This is a genomic window from Streptomyces sp. NPDC006259, from assembly GCF_042870975.1.
Classification (GTDB): Bacteria; Actinomycetota; Actinomycetes; order Streptomycetales; family Streptomycetaceae; genus Streptomyces.
The window spans coordinates 87,062-108,484 of sequence record NZ_JBIAHY010000001.1 but is presented as its reverse complement, the minus strand read 5'-3'; the positions used below and the strand labels follow the sequence as shown (position 1 = coordinate 108,484).

The window sequence follows — 21,423 nt, the reverse complement described above, 5'->3', positions numbered from 1 at the left end:
CGCGTACCGCCCCGCGCCCCCGCAGGGGCGCGGCTCTTCTCCTGGTGAAAGGCGCACTCCCGTGTCCCTTACCCGCAGACAGGTCACCTCCGCGGCACTCGCCGCCCTCCCGCTCGCCGCCGCGGCCACCGGCACCGCTCAGGCCGCGCAGCGGCCCCGCACCCTGTACATCGCCGGTGACTCCACCGCCGCCCAGAAGTTCGCCGACGCCGCGCCCGAGACCGGGTGGGGGATGGCGCTGCCGTTCTTCCTGCACAAGGACCGGCCGGTCGCCAACCACGCGGTGAACGGCCGGAGTTCCAAGAGCTTCGTGGACGAGGGACGGCTCGACGTCATCCTCGCGTCGATCAGGCCGGGCGACTTCCTCCTGATCCAGTTCGCGCACAACGACGAGAAGACCACCGACCCGGCCCGCTACACCGAACCCTGGTCGACGTACCAGGACCATCTGCGGCTGTACATCGACGGAGCGCGCTCCCGCGGGGCGCGGCCCGTGCTGGCGACGCCCGTGGAGCGGCGCCGGTTCGACGCGGGCGGCAACGCCCTTCCCACGCACGGCGACTATCCGGCCGCGATGCGCGCCGTCGCCGCGGCGGAGGGCGTCGCGCTGCTCGACCTTCAGAGCCTGTCGCTCGCGCTGTGGCAGAGGCTCGGGGTCGAGGAGACCAAGACCTACTTCAACTGGACCGACACCGAGCAGGACAACACGCACTTCAACCCGCCGGGCGCCATCGCCGTGGCCCGGCTCGCCGCCGCGGAGCTGCTGCGCCGCCGGGTGCTGTCGGCGCGGGACGTGCGCCGGCTCGACACGGAGATCCCGCAGTCCTGGATCACCTGGCCCCCGGCCACCGCGTAACCACCCTCCTTCCACGAAAGAGAGCCGCACAGTGAAGGTACAGAGATGGCATGGGCATGCCACAAAGTCCGCCGTCGTGATCGGCTGCACCGCCCTCGCCCTGACGGTCACCGGTACCACCGCCCAGGCCCACTCCGGCCGTGACGTCGCCCGGCAGACCCTGCCGGCCAACGACGGCTGGGCGGCGTACGGGACCGGCACCACCGGCGGTGCCGCCGCCGACGCCCAGCACGTGTACACCGTCACCACCTGGGCGGAGTTCAGGGCCGCCCTGGAGGCCGGCGGCAGCGCCCCCAAGATCATCAAGGTGAAGGGCGTGATCGACGCCGTCTCTGAAGGATGCGACGCCTTCGCCGCACCCGGCTACGACTTCGACGCCTACCTCGCCGCGTACGCACCCGAGGTCTGGGGCCTCGACACCGACCTGAGCGCCGAGCCCGCCGACAGCCCCGAGGGCCTGCGGCGCACCTCCGCCGCCAACCAGGACAAGGCGATCAAGGCGAACGTCCCCGCCAACACCACCATCATCGGCGTGGGCCGCAACGCGGGCATCAAGGGCGCCAGCCTCCAGATCAAGGCCGTCGACAACGTGATCATCCGCAACCTCGCCTTCGAGAGCCCCATCGACTGCTTCCCGCAGTGGGACCCCACCGACGGCTCCCAGGGCAACTGGAACTCCGAGTACGACACCGCCGTCGTCTACGGGTCGACGCACGTGTGGCTGGACCACAACACGTTCACCGACGGCTCCCACCCCGACAGCGCGGCGCCGACCTACTTCGGCATGCTCTACCAGCAGCACGACGGCGAACTGGACATCGTCCGCGGCTCCAACTACGTCACCGCCTCCTGGAACGTCTTCACCGAGCACGACAAGACGATCCTCATCGGCAACAGCGACAGCGAGTCCACCGCCGTGGGCGACCGGGGCAAGCTGAAGGTCACCTTCCACCACAACCTGTTCTCCAAGCTCGTCGAGCGCGCGCCCCGCGTCCGGTTCGGACAGGTCGACTCCTACAACAACCACTTCGTCGCCGACGCCTCCTACGCCTACACCTTCGGCATCGGCAAGGAGTCCCAGCTCGTCGCCCAGCACAACGCGTTCACCCTGCCCACCGGAGTCAGCGCGGCGAAGGCGCTGAAGAAGTGGAGCGAGGCCCCGGTCACCGCCGACGGCAACTACGTCAACGGCAAGCCCGTCGACCTGATCGCCGTGCACAACGCCGAGATCCCCGCCGAGACCCTCCGGTCCGGCGCGGGCTGGACGCCGACCCTGCGCACCAAGGTCGACCGCGCCAAGGCCGTCCCCGGCATCGTCACCGGACGGGCCGGCGCCGGAAAGATCTGCTGACACCCGCCGTACGGGCCGGGGCCCCGCGCCCCGGCCCGCACCCCCCACACAACCGAGGTCCCGTCCGCCGGAACGCGCCCCGAAGGAGCATCCGCATGCCCTCGCCCCATGTCCGACTCCCCCTTTCGAGAAGGAGTTTCCTGATGGCGGGCGCCGGTGCGGGCGCCGCCCTCGGCCTGTCGGCCGGCCCCGCGCGGGCCACCGCCCGACGGCCGTTCGGCCGCTTCGGCTCCCCGACCGCCCGCCTCACCCCGGGAACCCTGTACGTCGACGCGCGCGGACGCGGCGACCACACCTCCGTCCGGGACGCCGTGGCCGCCGCCACCGGCACCGGCCGGACCCTCGTCATCGCCCCCGGCACCTACCGGGAGACCGTCGCGGTCGACGTCACCCGCACCGGAGCGACCTGGATCGGCGCCTCCCAGAACCCCCGCGACGTCGTCATCGTGTACGACAACGCGGCCGGCACCCCCAAGCCCGGCGGCGGCACCTACGGCACCACCGGCTCGGCCACCACGACCGTGCAGGCCGACGGCTTCACCGCCCGCTGGATCACCTTCGCCAACGACTGGCTGCGCGCCGACCACCCCGGCGTCACCGGCACCCAGGCCGTCGCCATCAAGGTCCAGGGCGACCGCTCGGCCTTCCACCACTGCCGCTTCCTCGGCCACCAGGACACCCTGTACGCCGACTCCATGGCCCTCGGCACCTTCGCCCGGCAGTACTTCTCCCACTGCTACGCCGAGGGGGACGTCGACTTCGTCTTCGGCCGGGCCACCGCCGTCTTCGAGCACTGCCACTTCCGCACCCTGGACCGCACGGACCTGGCCGCCGCCCCCTACGGTTTCGTCTTCGCCCCCTCCACGGCCGGCGCCAACCCGCGCGGCTACCTGGTGACCGGAAGCCGTGTCACGAGCCAGGCCCCGGACGCCCACTACAAGCTGGCCCGGCCCTGGGTGCCCAGCTCCGACCCCACCGCCCGCCCCATGCTCACCGTCCGCTCCACCCACCTCGGCCCCGGCATCGACGCCGCCGCGCCCTACGCCACCATGTCGGCCTCCTTCCCCTGGCAGGACCAGCGGTTCGCCGAGTACCGCAACTACGGACCCGGCGCGGTGATCACCGTCCCCGAGAACCGGCCCCAACTCACCCCCGAACAAGCCCGCTCGGCCACCCGGACGGCCCACCTCGGAGACTGGACGCCGTGGAAGGAGGACTGCTGACATGCGCCGGCGCACCCTCCTGGCCGGCCTCACCGCGGGCCTGGCCGCCACCGCCGGCCCCGCCGTCGCCGCAGGTCAGGGCACGGGAGGCCGCCGCGTCCTGCACGTCCGGCCCGGCGACTCCGTCCAGGCCGCGGTGGACGCGGTCACCGGGCCCGGCTGGACGATCGTCGTGCACCCCGGCACCTACCGCGAGGTCGTCGCCGTCCCCGCCGACAAGGCGGACCTGACCCTGCGCGGCGCCTCCCCCGACCCGCGCGCGGCCGTCATCGTGTACGACAACGCCAACGGCACCAGGAAGCCCGACGGCACCACGTACGGCACCGCCGGCTCCGCTACCTTCGCCTCCGCCGCCCCCGGCCTCACCGTCCGCGGCCTCACCCTCGCCAACGACTGGCTGCGCGCCGACCACCCCGACATCACCGGCACCCAGGCGGTCGCCGCTCACGTCACCGGGGACCGCTCCCGCTTCGACCGCGTCCGCTTCCTCGCCCACCAGGACACCCTCTTCGCGGACACCACCGCCCTGGACGCCTTCGACCGGCAGTACTACCACCGCTGTCACATCGAGGGGGACGTCGACTTCGTCTTCGGACGGGCGCGGGCCGTCTTCGACACCTGCCGCCTCCACACCCTCCGGCGGGACGTCCCCTTCACCCCGAAGGGCATGGTCTTCGCCCCGGCCACCGCCCGCGCCAACCCCTACGGCTTCCTGGCCGTCCGCAGCCGCGTCACCTCCGGCGCCGAGGACGCGGCGTACAAGCTGGCCCGTCCGTGGGTGCCCTCGTACGAGACGACCGCCTGGCCCTCGCTCGTCGTGCGGGACAGCTGGATCGGCCCCGGCATCGACGCGGCCGCCCCGTACACCGACATGCGGGAGGCCTACCCCTGGCAGAGCATGCGCTTCCGCGAGTACGGCAACTCGGGCCCCGGCGCGGTGGTCCCCGAGCCGGACAACCGGCCCCAGCTGACGCCGGCGGAGGCGGCCGTCCACACCCCGCGCACCTATCTCGGGGACTGGCGGCCCCATGAGCGTCCCTGAACCGGCGGGCCGGCGCGCCCGCGGGGACGGGACGCGGGCGGGTGGAGACCGGGCGGCGGTCGTCGACGGCCCGCTGCCCGCCTTCCACCCCGTCCTCAAGGACGCCCTCACCTTCCCGCTCGCCTGGGGCACCTCCCCGATCCACGACTTCCGTGCCTGGCGCCGCGCCGCCCGCGCCAAGGTCGAGGAGACGCTCCTCGTCGACCGCGAGGACGGGACGCCGTACGCCCCGCGGTTCCACCGGCGGGCCGAACAGGACGGCTACACGAGCGAGTTGGTGACACTCTCCCTCACCCGGCACGCACGCGTCCGGGCCGCCCTGCTCACCCCGCACGGGCCCGGCCCCTTCCCGGCCGTGCTCCTGCTGCACGACCACGGCGCGAAGTTCGACATCGGCAAGGAGAAACTGGTCCGGCCCTGGTACGACGGAGCCCGGCTCGCCTCCGCGCAGGCCTGGACGGAGCGCTGCTTCAGCGGCCGGTTCGTCGGCGACGAACTGGCCCGGCGCGGCTACGTGGTGCTCGTCGCCGACGCCCTCGGCTGGGGCGACCGCGGCCCCCTCGCCTACGACCAGCAACAGGCCCTGGCGAGCACCTTCCACCACCTCGGCTCCTCCCTGGCCGGGCTCATGGCCCGCGAGGACGCCCGCGCGGCCGGCTTCCTCGCCCGGCTGGAGCGCGTGGACCGGCACCGGATCGCGGCCGTCGGCTTCTCGATGGGCGCCTTCCGCGCCTGGCAGGCCGCGGCGCTCACCGACGACGTCGCCGCCGCGGCCGCCGTCTGCTGGATGACCGGACTCAAGGAGATGATGGTCCCCGGCAACAACACCCTGCGCGGGCAGTCCTCCTTCCACATGCTCCACCCCGGACTCTCCCGCCACCTCGACTTCCCCGACGTGGCGAGCATCGCCGCACCCAGGCCGATGCTGTTCCTCGACGGCGGTCTCGACCCGCTGTTCCCCGCGGACGGCGTCCGCGTCGCCCACGCCAAGCTGCGCGCGGTCTGGCGCTCCCGTCACGCCGAGGAGCGGTTGCGCCTGCGGACCTGGCCCGACCTCGGCCATGTCTTCGTCGACCGCATGCAGGACGAGGTCTTCGACTGGCTCGACCACGTCCTGTGAACCCCCACCCGTGATCCTCCCCCCACGAGTGATCCCCCCATGAGCAGAAGGACCCCACTCCATGACCCGTCGCACCGCTCTCTCCACCGTGGCCGCCCTCGCCCTCGGCGCCGGCCTCGCCGCCCTCCCCACCCAGGCACAGGCCGCCACCGTCGTGGTGAGCAACTCCACCGGCCTCTCCGACGCGATCAGGAACGCCACCGCGGGCACCGTCATCCAGGTCCGCGGTGGCACCTACTACCCGACGGCCACCCTCCAGTCCACGGCCAACGGCACCTCGTCCGCGCCGGTCACCCTCACCGCGTACGGCTCGGAGACCGTGAAGATCGACGGCTCGAACCTCCCCGACGGCGGCTGGATCCTCAAACTCACCGCCGACTACTGGAACGTCTCGAACCTCACCTTCCAGAACTCCCCGGACAGCGCGGTCGTCTGCCAGTCCTGCACCGGGACGAACTGGAACAACATCAGGACCATCAACGGCGGCGACTCCGGCTTCACCCTCACCGGCGACGGCACGGTAGGCAACACCGTGCGGAACATCGACAGTTACGGCCACTACGACGCCGCGGGCCACGGGGAGAACGCCGACGGCATCGCCGTGAAGTTCGGCTCCGGCACCGGCAACCTCATCACCGGGGCCCGCCTCTACAACAACTCCGACGACGGCCTCGACCTCTGGTCCTTCTCCTCGCCCGTCACCGTCGAGCACACCTGGGCCTTCGGCAACGGCGCCAACCGCTGGTCCGACTCCGCCTTCGCGGGCGACGGCAACGGCTACAAGCTGGGCGGCGACGGCGAGGTCGTCGCCCACGTCGTCAACAACTCGGCGGCCTGGGGCAACGCCGGGAACGGGTTCACCGAGAACTCCAACACCGGCGCCATCGCCGTCAACCGCACCACCTCCTACGCCAACGCCAAATGGGGCTACTACTTCGCGACCGGCGCCGCCAAGCTCGGCAAGAACCTCGCCGTGAGCAACGGCGGCGGCCAGGTCGGCAAGGGTTCCCGGGTCACCTCGGCCGGAAACACCTGGGACTCCGGCACCGCGACGCCCGCCTTCCGGTCCACCGACGCGTCCAGCACGTACAACGCCCGGCGGTCCGGCGGCGCCCTGCCCGTGACCACCTTCCTGACGACGGGCAGCACCACCATCGGAGCGACGATGGACTGACCGCGGCGGGAGTGACGGCCTCTTTCGCGCGGTCGGCAACCTTTTCCGGCCAGGGCGGCGACTGGTGGGGGGAAACGGGCCGGGGCGGCCCCTCCGGTCCGTTCCCCCTCCATCCCCCTCCGAAAGGAACGCCCCGTGCGCTTGAGCACCGGCCGCCACCGCAGGACGCGCACCCTCTCGATCGCCGCAGCGGTGGCCGTCGCCTCAGGAGCGGGCGGCGTCCACCTCGGCCTGACGAACGACGGCGCCCGGGCCGCGTCGGCGACGGTGACCGTGTCGACCACAGCGCAACTGGAGGCGGCCGTCAGGGACGCCGCCGCCGGCACCGTCATCCAGGTCCGCGGCGGCACCTACCACCCGACGGCCACCCTGAGGTCCACGGCGGACGGCACCGCCACGCACCGCATCACGCTCCAGGCGTACGGCGGCGAGAAGGTGAGGATCGACGGCTCCGGGCTGCCGCCCGGCTCCTGGCTCGCCGCGATCCACGGCAGCTACTGGACCGTACAGAACCTCACCTTCCAGAAGTCCCCGGCCCAGGGCCTGGTGGTGACCTCCTCCACCGACGGCGTCTTCCGGAACCTGGTCACCGCCGACAACGGCGACACCGGTTTCACCCTGCGCGGCGACGACACCGTCGGCAACCTCGTGCAGAACCTCGACAGCCACGGCAACTACGACGCCGCGGGACACGGGCGGAACGCGGACGGCATCGCCGTCAAGTTCGGCTCCGGGACGGGCAACCGGATCACCGGCGCCCGCCTGTACGACAACTCCGACGACGGCCTCGACCTGTGGCAGTTCTCCACGCCGGTCACGATCGACCACGCGTGGGCCTTCGGCAACGGCGCCAACCGCTGGGGCGACCCGGCCTTCGCGGGCGGTGGCGACGGATTCGAGCTGGGCGGCGGAGGCGTCGTCGTCCCCCACGTCGTGAACACCGACGCGGCCTGGGACAACGCCGGGAACGGGTTCACCGAGAACGCCAACACCGGCGCGATCGTCCTCGACCGCAACACCGCGTACGGCAACGCCCAGGCCGGCTTCCACTTCACGACCGGCAAGGCGCGACTGGCCCGCAACCTCGCCGTGGGCGACAGGGGCGGCCCGTCCGAGCTGGGTCCCGCCACGGTGTCCACGGCCAACAACTGGGACGGCGGCGTCGGCACCCCGGCCTTCCGGTCGACCGACGCGACGACGGCGTACGGCCCCCGCGAGGCGGACGGGTCGCTGCCCGCCACGGCGTTCCTGACCACCGGGTCGACCGCGATCGGCGCCACCATGGACTGACCGGGCAGCCGAACGCCCCCGCCGGTGACCGCCGGCGGGGGCGTTCCTCCACGCGGGCCCGAGAGGGGCTCGGGCCCGCAGGTCGATGACGCCTACTTGTAGGTGATGTCGGACGACGAGAACTTGCACGTCGTGCCGTCGGCGCCGGTGCCCAGTTCGGTGGGCTCCTTGCCGGTGTTGTTGCCCTTGAAGCGGACGCAGGTCTTCGTCTTCTTCTTGGCGTCGCCCTGGATGCGGATCTTCGACAGGGTCGCGGTGTCGCCGTAGTTCGCGTTGACGCCGACGATGGCCTTCAGCGGCGCCACGATGTCGATGTCGTTCAGCACGATCGTGCGCTTGTACTGCGTCTTGCAGTTGCCGCACGAGCGGACCAGCTTGCCGGAGTTCTCCACCCGGAATCCGGTCACGGACAGCGTGCCGGCGCCGTTGAACTGGAGCACCTTGTCGGCGCCGTTCTTCGCGCCGCCGCCGATGACCTTGTACACCGACGAGGCGGACTTGCCCTTGAAGCTGGCGGCGTCCTCGCCGACGTCCAGCCACCACACGTTCTGGAGCGTGCAGGAGCCCTTGCAGTGGACGCCGTCGGCACCCGGCGTACCGATGATCACGTTCTTCAGTACGGCGCCGTCGGCCAGTTCGAAGATCGGGTCCTGGCCCTCGTCCTGGCCGCTGCCGCCCAGCTCACCGGCGCCGGAGAACTTCGTCAGCTTGCCGTCGTAGGTACCCGAGACCTTGATCGTCGACGACACGGCCTTGCTGCCGTTGGCCGTCGGCCAGGTCGACGCGGCGCCCGCGGACGAGAGCAGCGTGGTGGTGACGATCGCGGCTCCGGAGATGGCGAAGGCGGCGGAGCCCGCGATCAGCGCGCGCCGCTTGGTGACCTTGCGGCGGTGCCGGACGCGCGGTTCTGCTGGTGCAGTCATGTGCCGAATCCTCAAGTGGGTGGTGACTCTTGCGCCTTGTGGTCGTCACCGGTGAGGAAAGGGTTGCCGCTCCGTCCGAGTTTTTTCCCGGCCGCGGGATTCCCGCCGCGGCCGCGGTCCCTACGAGTCGTCCTCGTCGTCGTCGCGGGCCGCGAAGGTGCCGCCCACGGAGGCCTGTCGGTCGGGCGCCGCGCCGACGATCACGTAGCTGTCGTCCTTGGCGTCCCGGCCGCCTCGGTCGTGGTCGTACTGCCCGGCGAACACCCACTCGCCCTTGGGGACCGTGCGGCCCTCCTTGAGCGCCCAGGTGTAGACGAGGAAGCCGTCCCTCTCCGCGACCGTGAACGTGAAGTCGCCCTCGGGCAGCGAGCGCCAGGCACCCGCCGAGGACACCCCGCCGGTCTGCGCGACCTTCAACTGCACGGTTAGCGCCGTGAGTTGCTCGGAGGTCTTGAAGGTCACATTGCTCTGCGCCCAGAAGTCGTTGCTGTGCGGGTCCACCGAGCCGTCCGACCACAGCGGGCCGTCCTCGGTGTCGTCGACGGCCCGCAGCAGGGCCGGTGCGGACGCGGAGGGCCTCGACTGCGCCGAACGCGTCGGCGAACTGCTCGGCCCGGCCTCGTCCTTCCCACCGCTCCCCGCACCGGGCGTCGCCCGCGGCGAGGCCGGCGGACGGCTCGTCGCGTCCGGGGACTCCACCGGCGGCGGTGAGACGGCGACCGTCTGCGGCCGCGGCGGGTCGTCCTTCACCGCGGACGCCACCGCGTAGCCGCCGACCGCGAGCATGCCCGCGACGGCGGCCGTGGCACTCACGATCCGCGCCCAACCCCACAGGACCGGCCGGGTCGCGCGGTGACCGCCGGGCCGCTCCTGCTCCACCATGCCGCGCTCGATCCGGGCGAGGATCCGCTCGCGGTTCGGCTCGTACGCCTCGGCCGCCCCGTGCAACCGGGCGCGCAGCTCGCCCTGCACGTCCCGCTGCATCGTCATCGGTCCCTTCCTCCGGCCTCACCCGTGCGCGCCGCCATCACGGCGTGCACCTTCCGCGGACCCGCCGTGGCACCGAGCAGCCTCTGCAGCTCGGCCATTCCCTTCGAGGTCTGGCTCTTCACCGTACCCACCGAGACCCCCAGGGCGAGCGCGGTGTCCTTCTCCGAGAGGTCGAAGGCGTGCCGGAGCACCACGCAGGCCCGTTTGCGGAACGGGAGTCTACGCAGCGCCGACTGGACGTCGACCACGCCCGCGACGTCCGGATTCTCCGTCGTCTCCTCGCGCTGCGACCAGAACAGGGCGATCCTGCGGCGTTCGCGGACCGCGCTGCGGATCCGGGTACGGGCCAGATTGGCGACGACGCCACGCGCGTACGCCACCGGGTGGTCGGCCGCGCGGACCCGGTCCCAGCGGTGCCACAGCGCGAGCAGCGCGTCCGCCGCCAGATCGTCGGCCGCGTCGGACTCGCCGGTCAGGAGGTGGGCGAGGCGGGCCAGTTCGGCGTGGTGGCGTTCGAAGAAGGCATGGAACTCCACGGAGGCGGCGTCGTCGACGACTGTGCCCACGGGTGACCTCTTCTCGGTGCGGAACCTGCACCCCGGCGGGGGGTGGACTGTGCGTGTCATGTGAATGACATGGGGATGTCCCGGGAGGGGTGGCCGGGACGAGATCCGGAAGCGTAGCAGTGGCCAACCGCCTGGTAGGTACAGGGGTTCGAACGATGTATGGCGGACCGAACCACCATTCCGTAACACGTCGAAAACCTGAACCGGGTTCGACGAGGGAACAATCCAGCCAGCATCCGCCCACAGATCACCAGGTCACGAGGAGTGCCCGTCATGTCCGAAACACAGAAGCCGGCCGACCGGCCACGCCCCGCGCCCTCGGCGGTGAACGGCGTCGACCGGTTCTTCGGTATCTCCGAACGGGGGTCGACCTTCGGCCGGGAGATACGCGGCGGCTTCGCCACGTTCTTCACGATGGCCTACATCCTCGTCCTCAATCCCCTCATACTCGGCAGCGCCAAGGACAAGTTCGGGCACCAGCTCGACGCCGTCCAGCTCACCACCGCCACCGCCCTGGTGGCCGCCGTCATGACGATCATCATGGGCGTCGGCGGCAACCTCCCGCTCGCCCTCGCCGCCGGCCTGGGCCTCAACGCCGTCGTCGCCTTCCAGATCGCCCCGCTGATGAGCTGGGACGACGCGATGGGCCTGATCGTCCTCGAAGGCCTGCTGATCTGCGTCCTGGTGGTCACCGGCCTGCGCGAGGCCGTCATGCACGCCATCCCGCAACCGCTGAAGCAGGCGATCAGCGTCGGCATCGGCCTGTTCATCGCCTTCATCGGCTTCGTCGACGCGGGCTTCGTCAGCCGCGTCCCCGACGCCGCGGGCACCACCGTCCCGGTTCAGCTCGGCGCCACCGGCACCCTCGGCGGATGGCCGATTCTCGTCTTCTGTCTCGGCGTGCTGCTGACGATCGGACTGCTCGCCCGCAAGGTGAAGGGCGCCATCCTCATCAGCATCGTGACGATGACCCTGCTGGCGGTCGTCATCAACTCCGTCGCGGACCACACGTCCTGGGGCCTGACCACGCCCGAGTGGCCCGACAGGCTCGCCGGCACCCCCGACTTCGGACTGATCGGGCACTTCAGCCTGTTCGGCGCCTTCGGCGAGACCACCGTCATCACGGTCGTCCTGCTCGTCTTCACGCTGATCCTGTCCGACTTCTTCGACACCATGGGAACCGTCGTCGGCGTCAGCGCCGAGGCCGGCCTCCTCGACCACGAGGGCAAGGTGCCCAACCTGGGGCGCGTGCTGCTCATCGACGGCGCGGCGGCGGTCGCGGGCGGCGCGGCCTCCTCGTCCTCCGCGACCTCCTACATCGAGTCCGCGGCCGGCGTCGGCGAGGGCTCGCGCACCGGCTTCTCCAACCTGGTCACCGGCGCCCTGTTCGCCCTCGCCCTGTTCCTGACCCCGCTGCTCACCATCGTCCCGCTCCAGGCGGCGGCGCCCGCGCTGGTCGCCGTCGGCTTCCTGATGATGACCCAGGTCAAGTCCATCGACTGGGACAGGTACGAGATCGCCGTCCCCGCCTTCCTGACGATCGCCGTCATGCCGTTCACCTACTCGATCACCAACGGCATCGGCGCCGGCTTCCTCGCCTTCGTCCTGCTCAAGACGGTGCTGGGCAGGGCGAAGGACGTGCACTGGCTCATGTGGGGAGCCTCGGCCCTGTTCGTCGTCTACTTCGCCGTCTCCCCGATCGAGCAGGTGCTGGGCGTCAAGTGAGCGACGCCGCGCGGACGCGGCCGGCCGCGGCCGCGCCGTGACCGACCCCGTCCGCGCGGCTTCCCGTGTGCTGGCCGATCACCGCCCGCGTCACCGCGGCGCGTCATCGCCTGCGCCACCGGAGCCGCCGCGGGCCGTTCCTGCCGACCTCGGAGCGGGCCGCGTCCGACTGTTCCACGACCACCGCCACGGCACGCGGGTGCCCGACGCGTCCCGGCGGTCAGTCCGCCAGCACCAGGACGACCTCGCCGGTCTCCGCACCGCGCGCGTGGGCGTACCCCGTGGTGCGCGCGGTCACCCGGAACCCGCACTTCTCCAGGACCCGAAGGGAGCCGGCGTTGTCGTCGGCCGCGCGCGCGTACAAGGGGCGTTCGGGCACCTCGGCGAGGAGGGCCGCCAGCGCCGCCGTGGCGATGCCGCGCCCCCAGTAGGCGCGGTCGACCCAGTAGGTGACCTCCCGCTCGCCCGGTTCGCCGTAGACCGCCACGCTGCCCACCACGTCCCCGTCCGCCAGGATCGCGCGCGCCACGTCGGCGGAGGCGCGGATCCGCTTCCAGCGGGCGTCGAAGGTGTCCCGGTCGGCCGGGTCCTTCGGGGTGAACGCGGCCATCCGCAGGGACTCGGGGTCGTTCGTCTGCCGGTAGAACACCGGCAGATCGCTGTCGTGGACCGGGCGCAGGGCGATCTGCATGCCTCAGAGCCTACGGGTCGCCAGTGTCAGACGGTCACGCGCGTCGAACAACGCGTCCTTCACCATCTGTTCGTGCGCGGGCGTCAGCCGGGCCACCGGCACCGAGCAGCTGATCGCGTCCCGCGCGGGGGTGCGGTAGGGGATCGCGACGCCGAAGCAGCGGAGCCCCAGCGTGTTCTCCTCGCGGTCCACCGCGAAGCCCTGCTCACGGACCTGGTGCAGCTCCTCGATGAGCTTCTCGCGATCGGTGATGGTGTGCTCGGTCAGCGCGGGCAGTGTCTCCGGCAGCAGCTTGCGCACCTGCTCGTCGGTGCAGGTGCTCAGCAGCGCCTTGCCGAGGGAGGTGGAGTGGGCGGGCAGCCGGCGCCCGACACGGGTGAAGGGGCGCAGGTAGTGCTGCGACTGGCGGGTGGCGAGGTAGACCACGTTGGTGCCGTCCAGCCGCGCCAGGTGGATCGTCTCGGTGGTGTCGTCCGACAGCCGGTCCAGGGTGGGACGGGCGGCCGCGACCACCTCGTCGCCGTCGATGTAGGAGGTGCCGACCAGCAGGGCCCGTACGCCGATGCCGTACCGCGTGCCCGTCGCGTCCGTCTCCACCCAGCCCAGTTCCACCAGCGTGCGCAGCAGCATGTAGAGGCTGGACTTGGGGTAACCGACGGCCTCCTGGACCGACGCCAGGGAATGCATTCCGGGGCGGCCGGCGAAGTACTCGAGCAGTTCAACCGTCCGCACCGCGGACTTGACCTGCGCCCCGCCCCCCGTCTCGCCAGCCGACATCGCCCTTGACCCCTTCGTTCGACGGGAAATAGTCTCCAACAGCATATTCATCATCAGAGACAGCGTTCAGTATATCGAACATCCCTGGTGGTGAGGTAAGTACAGCGGCATTGCGATGCGGCGACGAACGTGGAGGGACCCGCGGTGGCAGCAGCACCAGTCTGGAGTGTCGACCCCCGAACCGGGAAGCAGCGTGAACAGGTCGCGGTCGAGGCCACGGCCCAGGAGGTGGACTCCGTCGTCCGCGCCGCGCACGGTACACGCGCGGCGCTCGCCGACCGCGCCGTCCGCACGGCCTTCCTGCGCGGCGCCGCGGACCGGCTGGAGGCGGCCAAGGACCAGCTCGTCGAGGTGGCCGACGCCGAGACCGCGCTCGGTCCCGTCCGGCTGACCGGCGAACTCGCCCGCACCTGCTACCAGCTGCGGGCGTTCGCCGACATCGTCGAGGAGGGCGCCTTCCTCGACGTCGTCATCAACCACCCCGACGACACAGCGACCCCGCCGGTGCCCGACCTGCGCCGCTACAAGGTGCCGCTGGGCGTCGTCGCCGTCTACTCGGCGTCCAACTTCCCCTTCGCGTTCTCCGTCGCCGGCGGCGACACCGCGAGCGCGCTGGCCGCGGGCAATCCGGTCGTCGTCAAGTCGCACCCCGACCACCCCGGCCTGTCCGAGCTGGTCGCCAAGGTGGTCCGCCGGGCCGCGGCCGAGCACGGCATCCCCGACGACGTGCTCGGTCTGGTGCACGGCTTCGAGGCGGGCGTCGAGCTGATCAAGCACCCGCTGATCGCCGCCGCCGGGTTCACCGGATCCATCCGGGGCGGTCGCGCGCTGTTCGACGCGGCGGCCGCACGGCCCGTGCCGATCCCCTTCCACGGCGAGCTGGGCTCGCTCAACCCGGTCGTCGTGACCGAGGCCGCCGCCGCCGAGCGCGCGGAGGCCATCGGGACCGGCCTGGCCGGCTCGATGACGCTGGGCGTGGGACAGTTCTGCGTCAAGCCGGGCCTGGTCCTCGTGCCGTCCGGCGCGGCCGGTGACGGCCTCGTCAAGTCGCTGACCGACGCGGTCAGCGACACCGACGCGGGCGTCCTGCTCGACCACCGCATGCGCGACAACTTCCTCGCCGGCGTCGCCGAGCGGGCGCAGCTGCCCGAGGTCGAGACGCCGGTCACCCCCGGAGCGGGCGGCGAGCACACCGTGAGCGCGGGCTTCCTGACGGTTCCGGCCGAGAAGCTCACCGACGAGGGGGCGTACGACCTGCTCCTGGAGGAGTGCTTCGGCCCGGTGACCGTGGTGGCGCGCTATGACGACGACGAGCAGGCGCGGTCGGTCCTGTCGCGGCTGCCCGGCAACCTCACCGCCACCGTGCACCTGTCGACGCGGGAGTCCGCCGGCGAGGGCCGCGGCGCCGAGATCCTCGCCGAACTCACCCCGCTCGCGGGCCGCGTCCTGGTGAACGGCTGGCCGACCGGCGTCGCCGTGGCCCCCGCACAGCACCACGGCGGCCCCTACCCGGCGACGACCTCCACCTCCACCTCCGTGGGCGGTACGGCCATCGAGCGCTGGCTGCGCCCGGTCGCCTACCAGAACACCCCCGAGGCGCTGCTGCCGCCCGAGCTGCGCGACGACAACCCCCTCGGCGTGCCCCGGCGCTTCAACAACCGCCTCGAGCGCTGACCGGCACCTGGCGACGACAAGAGAATCCGGGAAACACTGGGCATGGACCTCGAAATCGGCGAACTCCCGTTCCCGTTGCGCACCTACGGGCCGGACGGGCACTGGAGCTATGAGGACGGGGTCCTCACCGCCTGGGCCGGTCCGCGCCAGGACCGGTTCGTGTCGCCCACCGCGGAAGCGCTCGACCCGGCCGCCGACGCGCCCCGGCTGCTGGGGGCGCCCGAGGGCGACTTCCAGTTCATCGCCCGGGTGACCGTCGGCTTCAACGGCGGCTTCGACGCCGGGGTGCTGTACGTCCACGTCGGCGAGCGGGCCTGGGCCAAGCTCTGCCTGGAGTACTCCCCGGACGTGCCCACCGTCTGCACGGTGGTCACCCGGGGCCACTCCGACGACGCCAACTCCTTCACCGTCGACGGCAGTTCGGTCTGGCTCCGGGTGAGCCGGACCGGCCGCGCCTTCGCCTTCCACGCCTCCCGCGACGGCCGGCACTGGATCTTCGTCCGGCTGTTCACGCTGGGCGACGAGAAGGAGACGGGCGCGGCCCTCGTCGGCTTCATGGCGCAGGCGCCGATGGGGGAGGGGTGCGTCGTCACGTACGACCACCTGGAGTTCCGACCGAGCTGGCCGGACGACCTGCGCGACGGCAGCTGACCGGGGCCGTCCGCGTCCACACCGCACCGTACGGGGCCTCCCGGGAACCGTGCCGCGGGCGCGGGCACGTCCTGCGGGGCGTGATCGGTGACCGTGGCCGAACGGCGGGTGACCGCGGGACGTACGTCGGCGGCGCGCGGGACGTACGTCGGCGGCGCGAGCGATCCGTACCGGGCGTGCCCGCCGAGGCGGAGACCTCGCCGCGCCGCACGCCTGTGCCCGCGCGACGTACCCGCCCGGAGGGCATGCCGGGGGACGGCGCCGACCGGCTCGCCGCCCGTGCGGGGCCGTCGCGCGGCCCGACGGGCAGGTGCCGTGCGTCGTCGAGGAGGGCCGGATCATCGGCGTCCCCCCGTTCCGCACCCCGAGGGCGTACCGGCGGACACGGGCGGGCCTTTCCGCGGCCACGCCGGCCCCGGCCGCCCGCCCGCGCCGGTACCGCGCCGCACGCGGCGTGCGTGGCGCGGTGGCGTGCCGACGGCCAGGGCACGGCCCTGCTCGACTCACACGTTCCGGTGAGCGGGGAATCAGCCCGGCCGCTTGAACGTTCACATAAAGCCGGAGGGAGTCTCCGTACCCGCACGACCTGGAGAGAGCCGAGACATGCGCGTCGAGATCTGGAGCGACATCGCCTGCCCGTGGTGCTACGTGGGCAAGGCCCGCTTCGAGAAGGCGCTCGACGCCTTCCCGCACCGTGACCAGGTGGAGGTCGTGCACCGCTCCTTCGAGCTGGATCCCGGCCGCGCCAAGGACGACGTCCAGCCCGTGCTGGCCATGCTGACCGAGAAGTACGGCATGAGCGAGGCCCAGGCCCAGGCCGGCGAGGACAACCTGGGCGCCCAGGCCGCCGCCGAGGGCCTCGACTACCGCACCCGCGACCGCGACCACGGCAACACCTTCGACATGCACCGCCTGCTGCACCTCGCCAAGGAGCGGGGCCGCCAGGACGAGCTGATCCAGCTTCTGTACCGGGCCAACTTCGCCGAGGAGCGCTCGCTGTTCGGCGAGGGCGACGAACGGCTCGTGGAACTGGCCGTAGAGGCCGGCCTCGACGCCGACGCGGTGCGCGCGGTCCTCGCCGACCCGGCCGCCTACGCCGACGAGGTCCGCGCCGACGAGCGCGAGGCCGCCCAGCTCGGCGCGAACGGCGTCCCCTTCTTCGTCCTGGACCGCAAGTACGGCGTCTCCGGCGCCCAGCCTGCCGAGGTCTTCGCCCAGGCGCTCACCCAGGCGTGGGGCGAGCGCTCCCCGCTCCGCCTCGTCGACCAGGGCGATGCCGGGGCCTGCGGCCCGGACGGATGCGCGGTGCCGCAGCACTGAGAAGCCGCGGCGCTCCACCGCGGCACGGGGCGAAAGCGCAGGCAACCGCCCAGCTATAAGCGATCCTTGGGGAAGTGGCGCAAAAACGCGCAATGGACTTTTACTTCGCCGCGCCGCAGAGTGGAGCCATGGACACCTTCGAGACTCTCGTCCGCGCGGAGTTCACTCCGGGGAACACCTACCTCAACACCGCGAGCAACGGACTGCTGCCCGCCCGCACCGTCGCCGCCCTGCACGAGGCGGCGCTGCTGCGGGCCGCGGGCAGGCCTCTCACCCCGCTGTACGACGACGTGGAGGCGAGCCGGGCGGCCTACGCCCGGCTCGCCGGCGTCCCGGTCACCCGGGTCGCGGCCGGCGCCTCGGTCGCCGCGCACACCGGCGTCATCGCCGCCTCGCTGCCGGCGGGCGCCGAGGTCCTCACCGCCGAGGACGACTTCACCTCGGTGCTGAACCCCTTCCACGTCCGCGGCGACCTCAAGGTCCGCGCGGTCCCGCTGGAGCGGATCGCCGAGGCCGTCCGGCCCGGCACCGCGCTCGTCGCGGTCAGCGCCGCGCAGTCCGCCGACGGACGGATCGCGGATCTGCCCGCCCTGCGCGAGGCGGCCCGCACCCACGGAGCACGCACGTACGTCGACTTCTCCCAGTCCGCCGGCTGGCTGCCCATGGACGCCGGCGCGTACGACTACTCCGTCGCCGTGTCCTTCAAGTGGCTGCTGGGCCCGCACGGGGCCGCCTTCCTGGTCGTCCCGGAGGACTTCGGCGGGCTCGCGCCGGTCCTGGCCGGCTGGGTCGCCGCCGAGGTGCCGTGGGACAGCTGCTACGGCCCCGTCGCGGAACTGGCCCACTCCGCACGCCGGTTCGACCTGAGTCACGCCCTGTTCACCTACGCGGGGCTGCGCCGCTCCCTTGAGCTGATCGAGGAACTCGGTGTCGCCGCCGTGCAGGCCCACGACCTGGCCCTCGCCGACCGGTGCCGGGCCGGGCTCGCGGCACTCGGCCACGAGCCCGTGCCCGCGCCCGGCTCGGCGATCGTCTCGGTGCCCGGACTGGGGTCCCGTCAGCCGGAGTTGAGCCGCGCGGGCATCGAGGTCTCCAACCGCGCGGGCAACCTGCGCGCCGCCTTCCACCTGTTCAACACGGTGGCGGACGTGGACCGGCTGCTGGACGCGCTGTCGGACTGAGCGCGTCCGGTGCGCCGGGCCGGGAGCGCTCGGCGCACCGGGGTGCGTGTGCTCGGCGCCGGGTGGGCGTGTGCTCAGCGCACCGGTGCTCGGCGTCCCGGCGGGCGAACTCGGCGCATCGGGATGCGTGTGCTCGGCGTCCCGGCGGGCGTGTGCTCAGCGCACCGGCGTGAAGTCGCGGGCGCCGATGAACTCGGGCCGCCGCACGGGTGCCGCGAACGGCTCCACCGCCGCGTTCTCCACGCTGTTGAACACGATGAAGACGTTGCTGCGCGGGAACGGCGTGATGTTGTCGCCGGACCCGTGCATGCAGTTGCAGTCGAACCAGGTCGCCGAACCGGCCCGGCCCGTGAACAGCTTGATGCCGTACGCGGACGCCATGTCGGTCAGCGCCGCGTCGGAGGGCGTGCCCGCGTCCTGCATCTGGAGCGACTGCTTGTAGTTGTCCTTCGGGGTGGCGCCGGCGCAGCCCAGGAACGTCTTGTGCGACCCCGGCATGATCATCAGACCGCCGTTGGTGTCGTGGTTCTCGGTCAGCGCGATCGACACGGACACCGTGCGCATCCGCGGCAGACCGTCCTCCGCGTGCCAGGTCTCGAAGTCGGAGTGCCAGTAGAAGCCGGAGGCGCCGAAGCCGGGCTTGACGTTGATCCGCGACTGGTGGACGTACACGTCCGAACCGAGGAGCTGCCGGGCGCGCCCGACGACCCGCTCGTCGCGCACCAGCCGGGCGAAGACCTCGCTGATCCGGTGCACCTCGAAGACGGAGCGGATCTCCTGGGTCTTCGGCTCGACGATCGACCGGTCGTCGGCCCGGATCGCGGGATCGCCCACCAGCCGGTCCAGCTCCCGCTTGTAGACGGCGACCTCGTCGTCCGTGAGGAGCTGGTCGACGGAGGCGAAGCCGTCCCGCTCGAACGAATGGAGGTCGAGCGGCTCGAACGGGCCGGGCGCGTCCGGGGCGCCCCAGACGACCGGGTCCTGGCGGGGGACGGTCACCTCGGTGGCGCCGCGGCTGGGGTACAGATCGGTGATGTGGGTGCGGGTGACAGTGGTCATGGTGATGTCACACCTCCTCGGGCTCGGTGAGCAGGGGATAGACGCCGTTCTCGTCGTGGTCCTCCCGTCCGGTGACGGGCGGGTTGAACACGCAGATGCAGCGGAAGTCCTCCTTGACACGGAGCGTGTGCCGCTCGTGCCCGTCGAGGAGGTACATGGTCCCGGGCGTGACGGTGTGCGTCAGCCCGCTCTCGTGGTCGGTGAGTTCGGCCTCGCCCTCCACGCAGACCACGGCCTCGACGTGGTTGGCGTACCACATCGACGTCTCGGTGCCGGCGTACAGGATCGTCTCGTGCAGCGAGAATCCGACCCTTTCCCCGGCGAGGACGATGCGCTTGCTCTCCCAGGTGCCGGACGCCGACCTCACGTGCCGGTCGGTGCCCTCGATCTCCTTGAACGAACGGACGATCACGGTGTCGCGATGCCTCCTATATAGGTGGTGTCTGTCGCCCGAGGGGTCAGGCGGTTTCCCGTACGGCGCGGGCGAGGACGCTCATGCCCTCGTCCAGCTCCTCGGGCGTGACGGTGAGCGCCGGCAGGAGTTTGACGACCTCGCTCTCCGGCCCGGACGTCTCGATCAGCAGTCCGAGTTCGAAGGCGCGGTGCGCCACCCGTGCGGCCCGCCCCTTGTCGTGGAACTCCAGGCCCCACACCAGGCCCCGGCCCCGGTACTCCTTGATGTCGGCGAGGTTCTCCTCGGTGATCGAGATCAGCGCCTGCTCCAGCTGCTCGCCGCGCCTGCGGGTCTGCTTCTCCATCGCCGAGCCGTCGGCCCAGTACGTCTCCAGCGCGGCGGTGGCCGTGACGAACGCCGGGTTGTTGCCGCGGAAGGTGCCGTTGTGCTCGCCCGGCTCCCACACGTCCAGCTCGGGCTTGAACAGGCACAGCGACATGGGCAGGCCGTAGCCGCTGATGGACTTGGACACGGTGACGATGTCGGGGGTGATCCCCGCCTCCTCGAAGGAGAAGAAGGCGCCGGTGCGCCCGCACCCCATCTGGATGTCGTCGACGATCAGCAGCATGTCCTGCCGCTCGCACAGATCCGCCAGCGCCCGCAGCCACTCCGGGCGCGCCACGTTGATGCCGCCCTCGCCCTGCACCGTCTCGACGATCACGGCGGCCGGCTTGTTGAGCCCGGAGCCCTGGTCCTCCAGGAGCCGCTCGAACCACAGGAAGTCCGGGATCTGGCCCTCGAAGTAGTTGTCGAACGGCATCGGTGTGCCGTGCACCAGCGGGATGCCCGCCCCGGCCCGCTTGAAGGCGTTCCCGGTGACGGCGAGGGAGCCGAGCGACATCCCGTGGAAGGCGTTGGTGAACGACACGATCGCCTCGCGCCCCTTCACCTTCCGCGCCAGCTTCAGCGCGGACTCCACGGCGTTGGTGCCGGTCGGACCCGGGAACATGACCTTGTACGGCAGGTCACGGGGGCGCAGCACCAGGTCCTGGAAGGTCTGCAGGAACGTCCGCTTGGCGACGGTCGACATGTCGAGCCCGTGGGTGACGCCGTCGCGCATCAGATAGTCGATCAGCGCCCGTTTCAGCACCGGGTTGTTGTGGCCGTAGTTGAGCGACCCGGCACCGGCGAAGAAGTCGAGGTACTGGTGTCCGTCCTCGTCGTGCATCCGGCTGCCCTGCGCCCGGTCGAAGACGACGGGCCAGCCACGGCAGTAGCTGCGCACTTCGGATTCCAGGGTCTCGAACACGCTGAGGTCGGGCTGGGTGATGGTCACGGCGAAACGCTCCTCGATGCGGTGGGGGGAGTCGTGCGGTGGGGGAGTCGTGCGGAGGTGGGCGACGGGCAAGGCCGGGG

At 71.8% G+C, this 21,423-nt stretch carries 20 protein-coding genes; 12 read left to right on the top strand and 8 right to left on the bottom strand.

All coding sequences use genetic code 11. The annotated features are described in order from the left end of the window. Nucleotides 1-61 precede the first annotated feature (61 nt). The 7 genes from ACFYO5_RS00520 to ACFYO5_RS00490 all read left to right on the top strand — a co-directional run bounded on the left by ACFYO5_RS00520 (nt 62) and on the right by ACFYO5_RS00490 (nt 8,056). Nucleotides 62-856 carry a rhamnogalacturonan acetylesterase gene (locus ACFYO5_RS00520; protein ID WP_356568099.1) on the top strand — a complete coding sequence of 265 codons (795 nt, stop codon included), beginning with the start codon at nt 62-64 and terminating at the stop codon, nt 854-856. Nucleotides 857-887: 31 nt separating this feature from the next. After that, nucleotides 888-2,207 carry a polysaccharide lyase family 1 protein gene (locus ACFYO5_RS00515; RefSeq protein WP_356568101.1) on the top strand — a complete coding sequence of 440 codons (1,320 nt, stop codon included), beginning with the start codon at nt 888-890 and terminating at the stop codon, nt 2,205-2,207. Between the two features lie 95 nt (nt 2,208-2,302). Continuing rightward, nucleotides 2,303-3,430, top strand: a complete 1,128-nt coding sequence (locus ACFYO5_RS00510; protein ID WP_388702601.1) for a pectinesterase family protein — start codon at nt 2,303-2,305, stop codon at nt 3,428-3,430. Between the two features lies 1 nt (nt 3,431). Next, a complete protein-coding gene (locus ACFYO5_RS00505) occupies nt 3,432-4,472 on the top strand; it encodes a pectinesterase family protein (protein ID WP_388702599.1) in 1,041 nt (346 codons plus the stop codon). Continuing rightward, nucleotides 4,459-5,592, top strand: a complete 1,134-nt coding sequence (locus ACFYO5_RS00500) for a dienelactone hydrolase family protein (RefSeq protein WP_388702597.1) — start codon at nt 4,459-4,461, stop codon at nt 5,590-5,592. Before ACFYO5_RS00505 ends, ACFYO5_RS00500 begins: the two co-directional genes overlap by 14 nt. A 61-nt stretch (nt 5,593-5,653) precedes the next feature. Then, nucleotides 5,654-6,766 carry a chondroitinase-B domain-containing protein gene (locus tag ACFYO5_RS00495; RefSeq protein ID WP_388702595.1) on the top strand — a complete coding sequence of 371 codons (1,113 nt, stop codon included), beginning with the start codon at nt 5,654-5,656 and terminating at the stop codon, nt 6,764-6,766. A gap of 135 nt (nt 6,767-6,901) precedes the next feature. Beyond that, nucleotides 6,902-8,056 (top strand): right-handed parallel beta-helix repeat-containing protein, encoded by a 1,155-nt coding sequence (locus ACFYO5_RS00490; protein WP_388702593.1) that lies wholly within the window; start codon nt 6,902-6,904, stop codon nt 8,054-8,056. Between the two features lie 92 nt (nt 8,057-8,148). Here ACFYO5_RS00490 and ACFYO5_RS00485 read toward each other — a convergent pair whose 3' ends face one another. The 3 genes from ACFYO5_RS00485 to ACFYO5_RS00475 form a co-directional block, all read right to left on the bottom strand. Continuing rightward, a complete protein-coding gene (locus tag ACFYO5_RS00485) occupies nt 8,149-8,979 on the bottom strand; it encodes a pectate lyase (RefSeq protein ID WP_388702591.1) in 831 nt (276 codons plus the stop codon). 120 nt (nt 8,980-9,099) lie between these two features. Continuing rightward, nucleotides 9,100-9,969, bottom strand: a complete 870-nt coding sequence (locus ACFYO5_RS00480) for a hypothetical protein (RefSeq protein ID WP_388702589.1) — start codon at nt 9,967-9,969, stop codon at nt 9,100-9,102. Next, nucleotides 9,966-10,535 carry a SigE family RNA polymerase sigma factor gene (locus ACFYO5_RS00475; protein ID WP_356568115.1) on the bottom strand — a complete coding sequence of 190 codons (570 nt, stop codon included), beginning with the start codon at nt 10,533-10,535 and terminating at the stop codon, nt 9,966-9,968. The genes ACFYO5_RS00480 and ACFYO5_RS00475 overlap by 4 nt, the downstream gene beginning before the upstream one ends. A gap of 273 nt (nt 10,536-10,808) precedes the next feature. On the opposite strand from ACFYO5_RS00475, the gene ACFYO5_RS00470 reads away from it, so the two are divergent. Continuing rightward, nucleotides 10,809-12,260 carry an NCS2 family permease gene (locus ACFYO5_RS00470; RefSeq protein ID WP_388702587.1) on the top strand — a complete coding sequence of 484 codons (1,452 nt, stop codon included), beginning with the start codon at nt 10,809-10,811 and terminating at the stop codon, nt 12,258-12,260. 220 nt (nt 12,261-12,480) lie between these two features. Here ACFYO5_RS00470 and ACFYO5_RS00465 read toward each other — a convergent pair whose 3' ends face one another. Then, the gene (locus ACFYO5_RS00465; protein WP_388702586.1) at nt 12,481-12,951 is read right to left on the bottom strand and encodes a GNAT family N-acetyltransferase; all 471 of its coding nucleotides are present in this window, start codon (nt 12,949-12,951) and stop codon (nt 12,481-12,483) included. A gap of 3 nt (nt 12,952-12,954) precedes the next feature. Beyond that, the gene (locus ACFYO5_RS00460; protein ID WP_264931833.1) at nt 12,955-13,728 is read right to left on the bottom strand and encodes an IclR family transcriptional regulator; all 774 of its coding nucleotides are present in this window, start codon (nt 13,726-13,728) and stop codon (nt 12,955-12,957) included. Nucleotides 13,729-13,872: 144 nt separating this feature from the next. Between ACFYO5_RS00460 and ACFYO5_RS00455 the strand changes: the two genes are divergently transcribed. The 4 genes from ACFYO5_RS00455 (at nt 13,873) to ACFYO5_RS00440 (ending at nt 18,554) form a co-directional block, all read left to right on the top strand. Then, complete coding sequence (locus ACFYO5_RS00455) at nt 13,873-15,402, top strand: aldehyde dehydrogenase (NADP(+)) (RefSeq protein ID WP_388702584.1); 1,530 nt, start codon at nt 13,873-13,875, stop codon at nt 15,400-15,402. Between the two features lie 42 nt (nt 15,403-15,444). Next, on the top strand, nt 15,445-16,053 hold the full coding sequence (locus ACFYO5_RS00450) for a DUF1349 domain-containing protein (protein WP_388702583.1): 609 nt from the start codon (nt 15,445-15,447) through the stop codon (nt 16,051-16,053). A 603-nt stretch (nt 16,054-16,656) separates the two neighbouring features. Continuing rightward, nucleotides 16,657-17,373 carry a DsbA family oxidoreductase gene (locus ACFYO5_RS00445; protein ID WP_388702581.1) on the top strand — a complete coding sequence of 239 codons (717 nt, stop codon included), beginning with the start codon at nt 16,657-16,659 and terminating at the stop codon, nt 17,371-17,373. Nucleotides 17,374-17,501: 128 nt separating this feature from the next. After that, nucleotides 17,502-18,554, top strand: a complete 1,053-nt coding sequence (locus ACFYO5_RS00440) for an aminotransferase class V-fold PLP-dependent enzyme (protein WP_388702580.1) — start codon at nt 17,502-17,504, stop codon at nt 18,552-18,554. Nucleotides 18,555-18,710: 156 nt separating this feature from the next. Here the strand turns inward: ACFYO5_RS00440 and thpD are convergent, their stop codons facing one another. From thpD to ectB, 3 genes are read right to left on the bottom strand one after another with little or no spacing between them, the layout of a single operon-like run. After that, nucleotides 18,711-19,613, bottom strand: a complete 903-nt coding sequence (gene thpD, locus ACFYO5_RS00435) for an ectoine hydroxylase (RefSeq protein WP_388702578.1) — start codon at nt 19,611-19,613, stop codon at nt 18,711-18,713. A gap of 7 nt (nt 19,614-19,620) precedes the next feature. Beyond that, nucleotides 19,621-20,025 (bottom strand): ectoine synthase, encoded by a 405-nt coding sequence (locus ACFYO5_RS00430; RefSeq protein ID WP_388702576.1) that lies wholly within the window; start codon nt 20,023-20,025, stop codon nt 19,621-19,623. A 46-nt stretch (nt 20,026-20,071) separates the two neighbouring features. Then, nucleotides 20,072-21,343: a diaminobutyrate--2-oxoglutarate transaminase gene (gene ectB / locus ACFYO5_RS00425; RefSeq protein WP_388702574.1), complete on the bottom strand. Its 1,272-nt coding sequence runs from the start codon at nt 21,341-21,343 to the stop codon at nt 20,072-20,074. Nucleotides 21,344-21,423 lie beyond the last annotated feature (80 nt).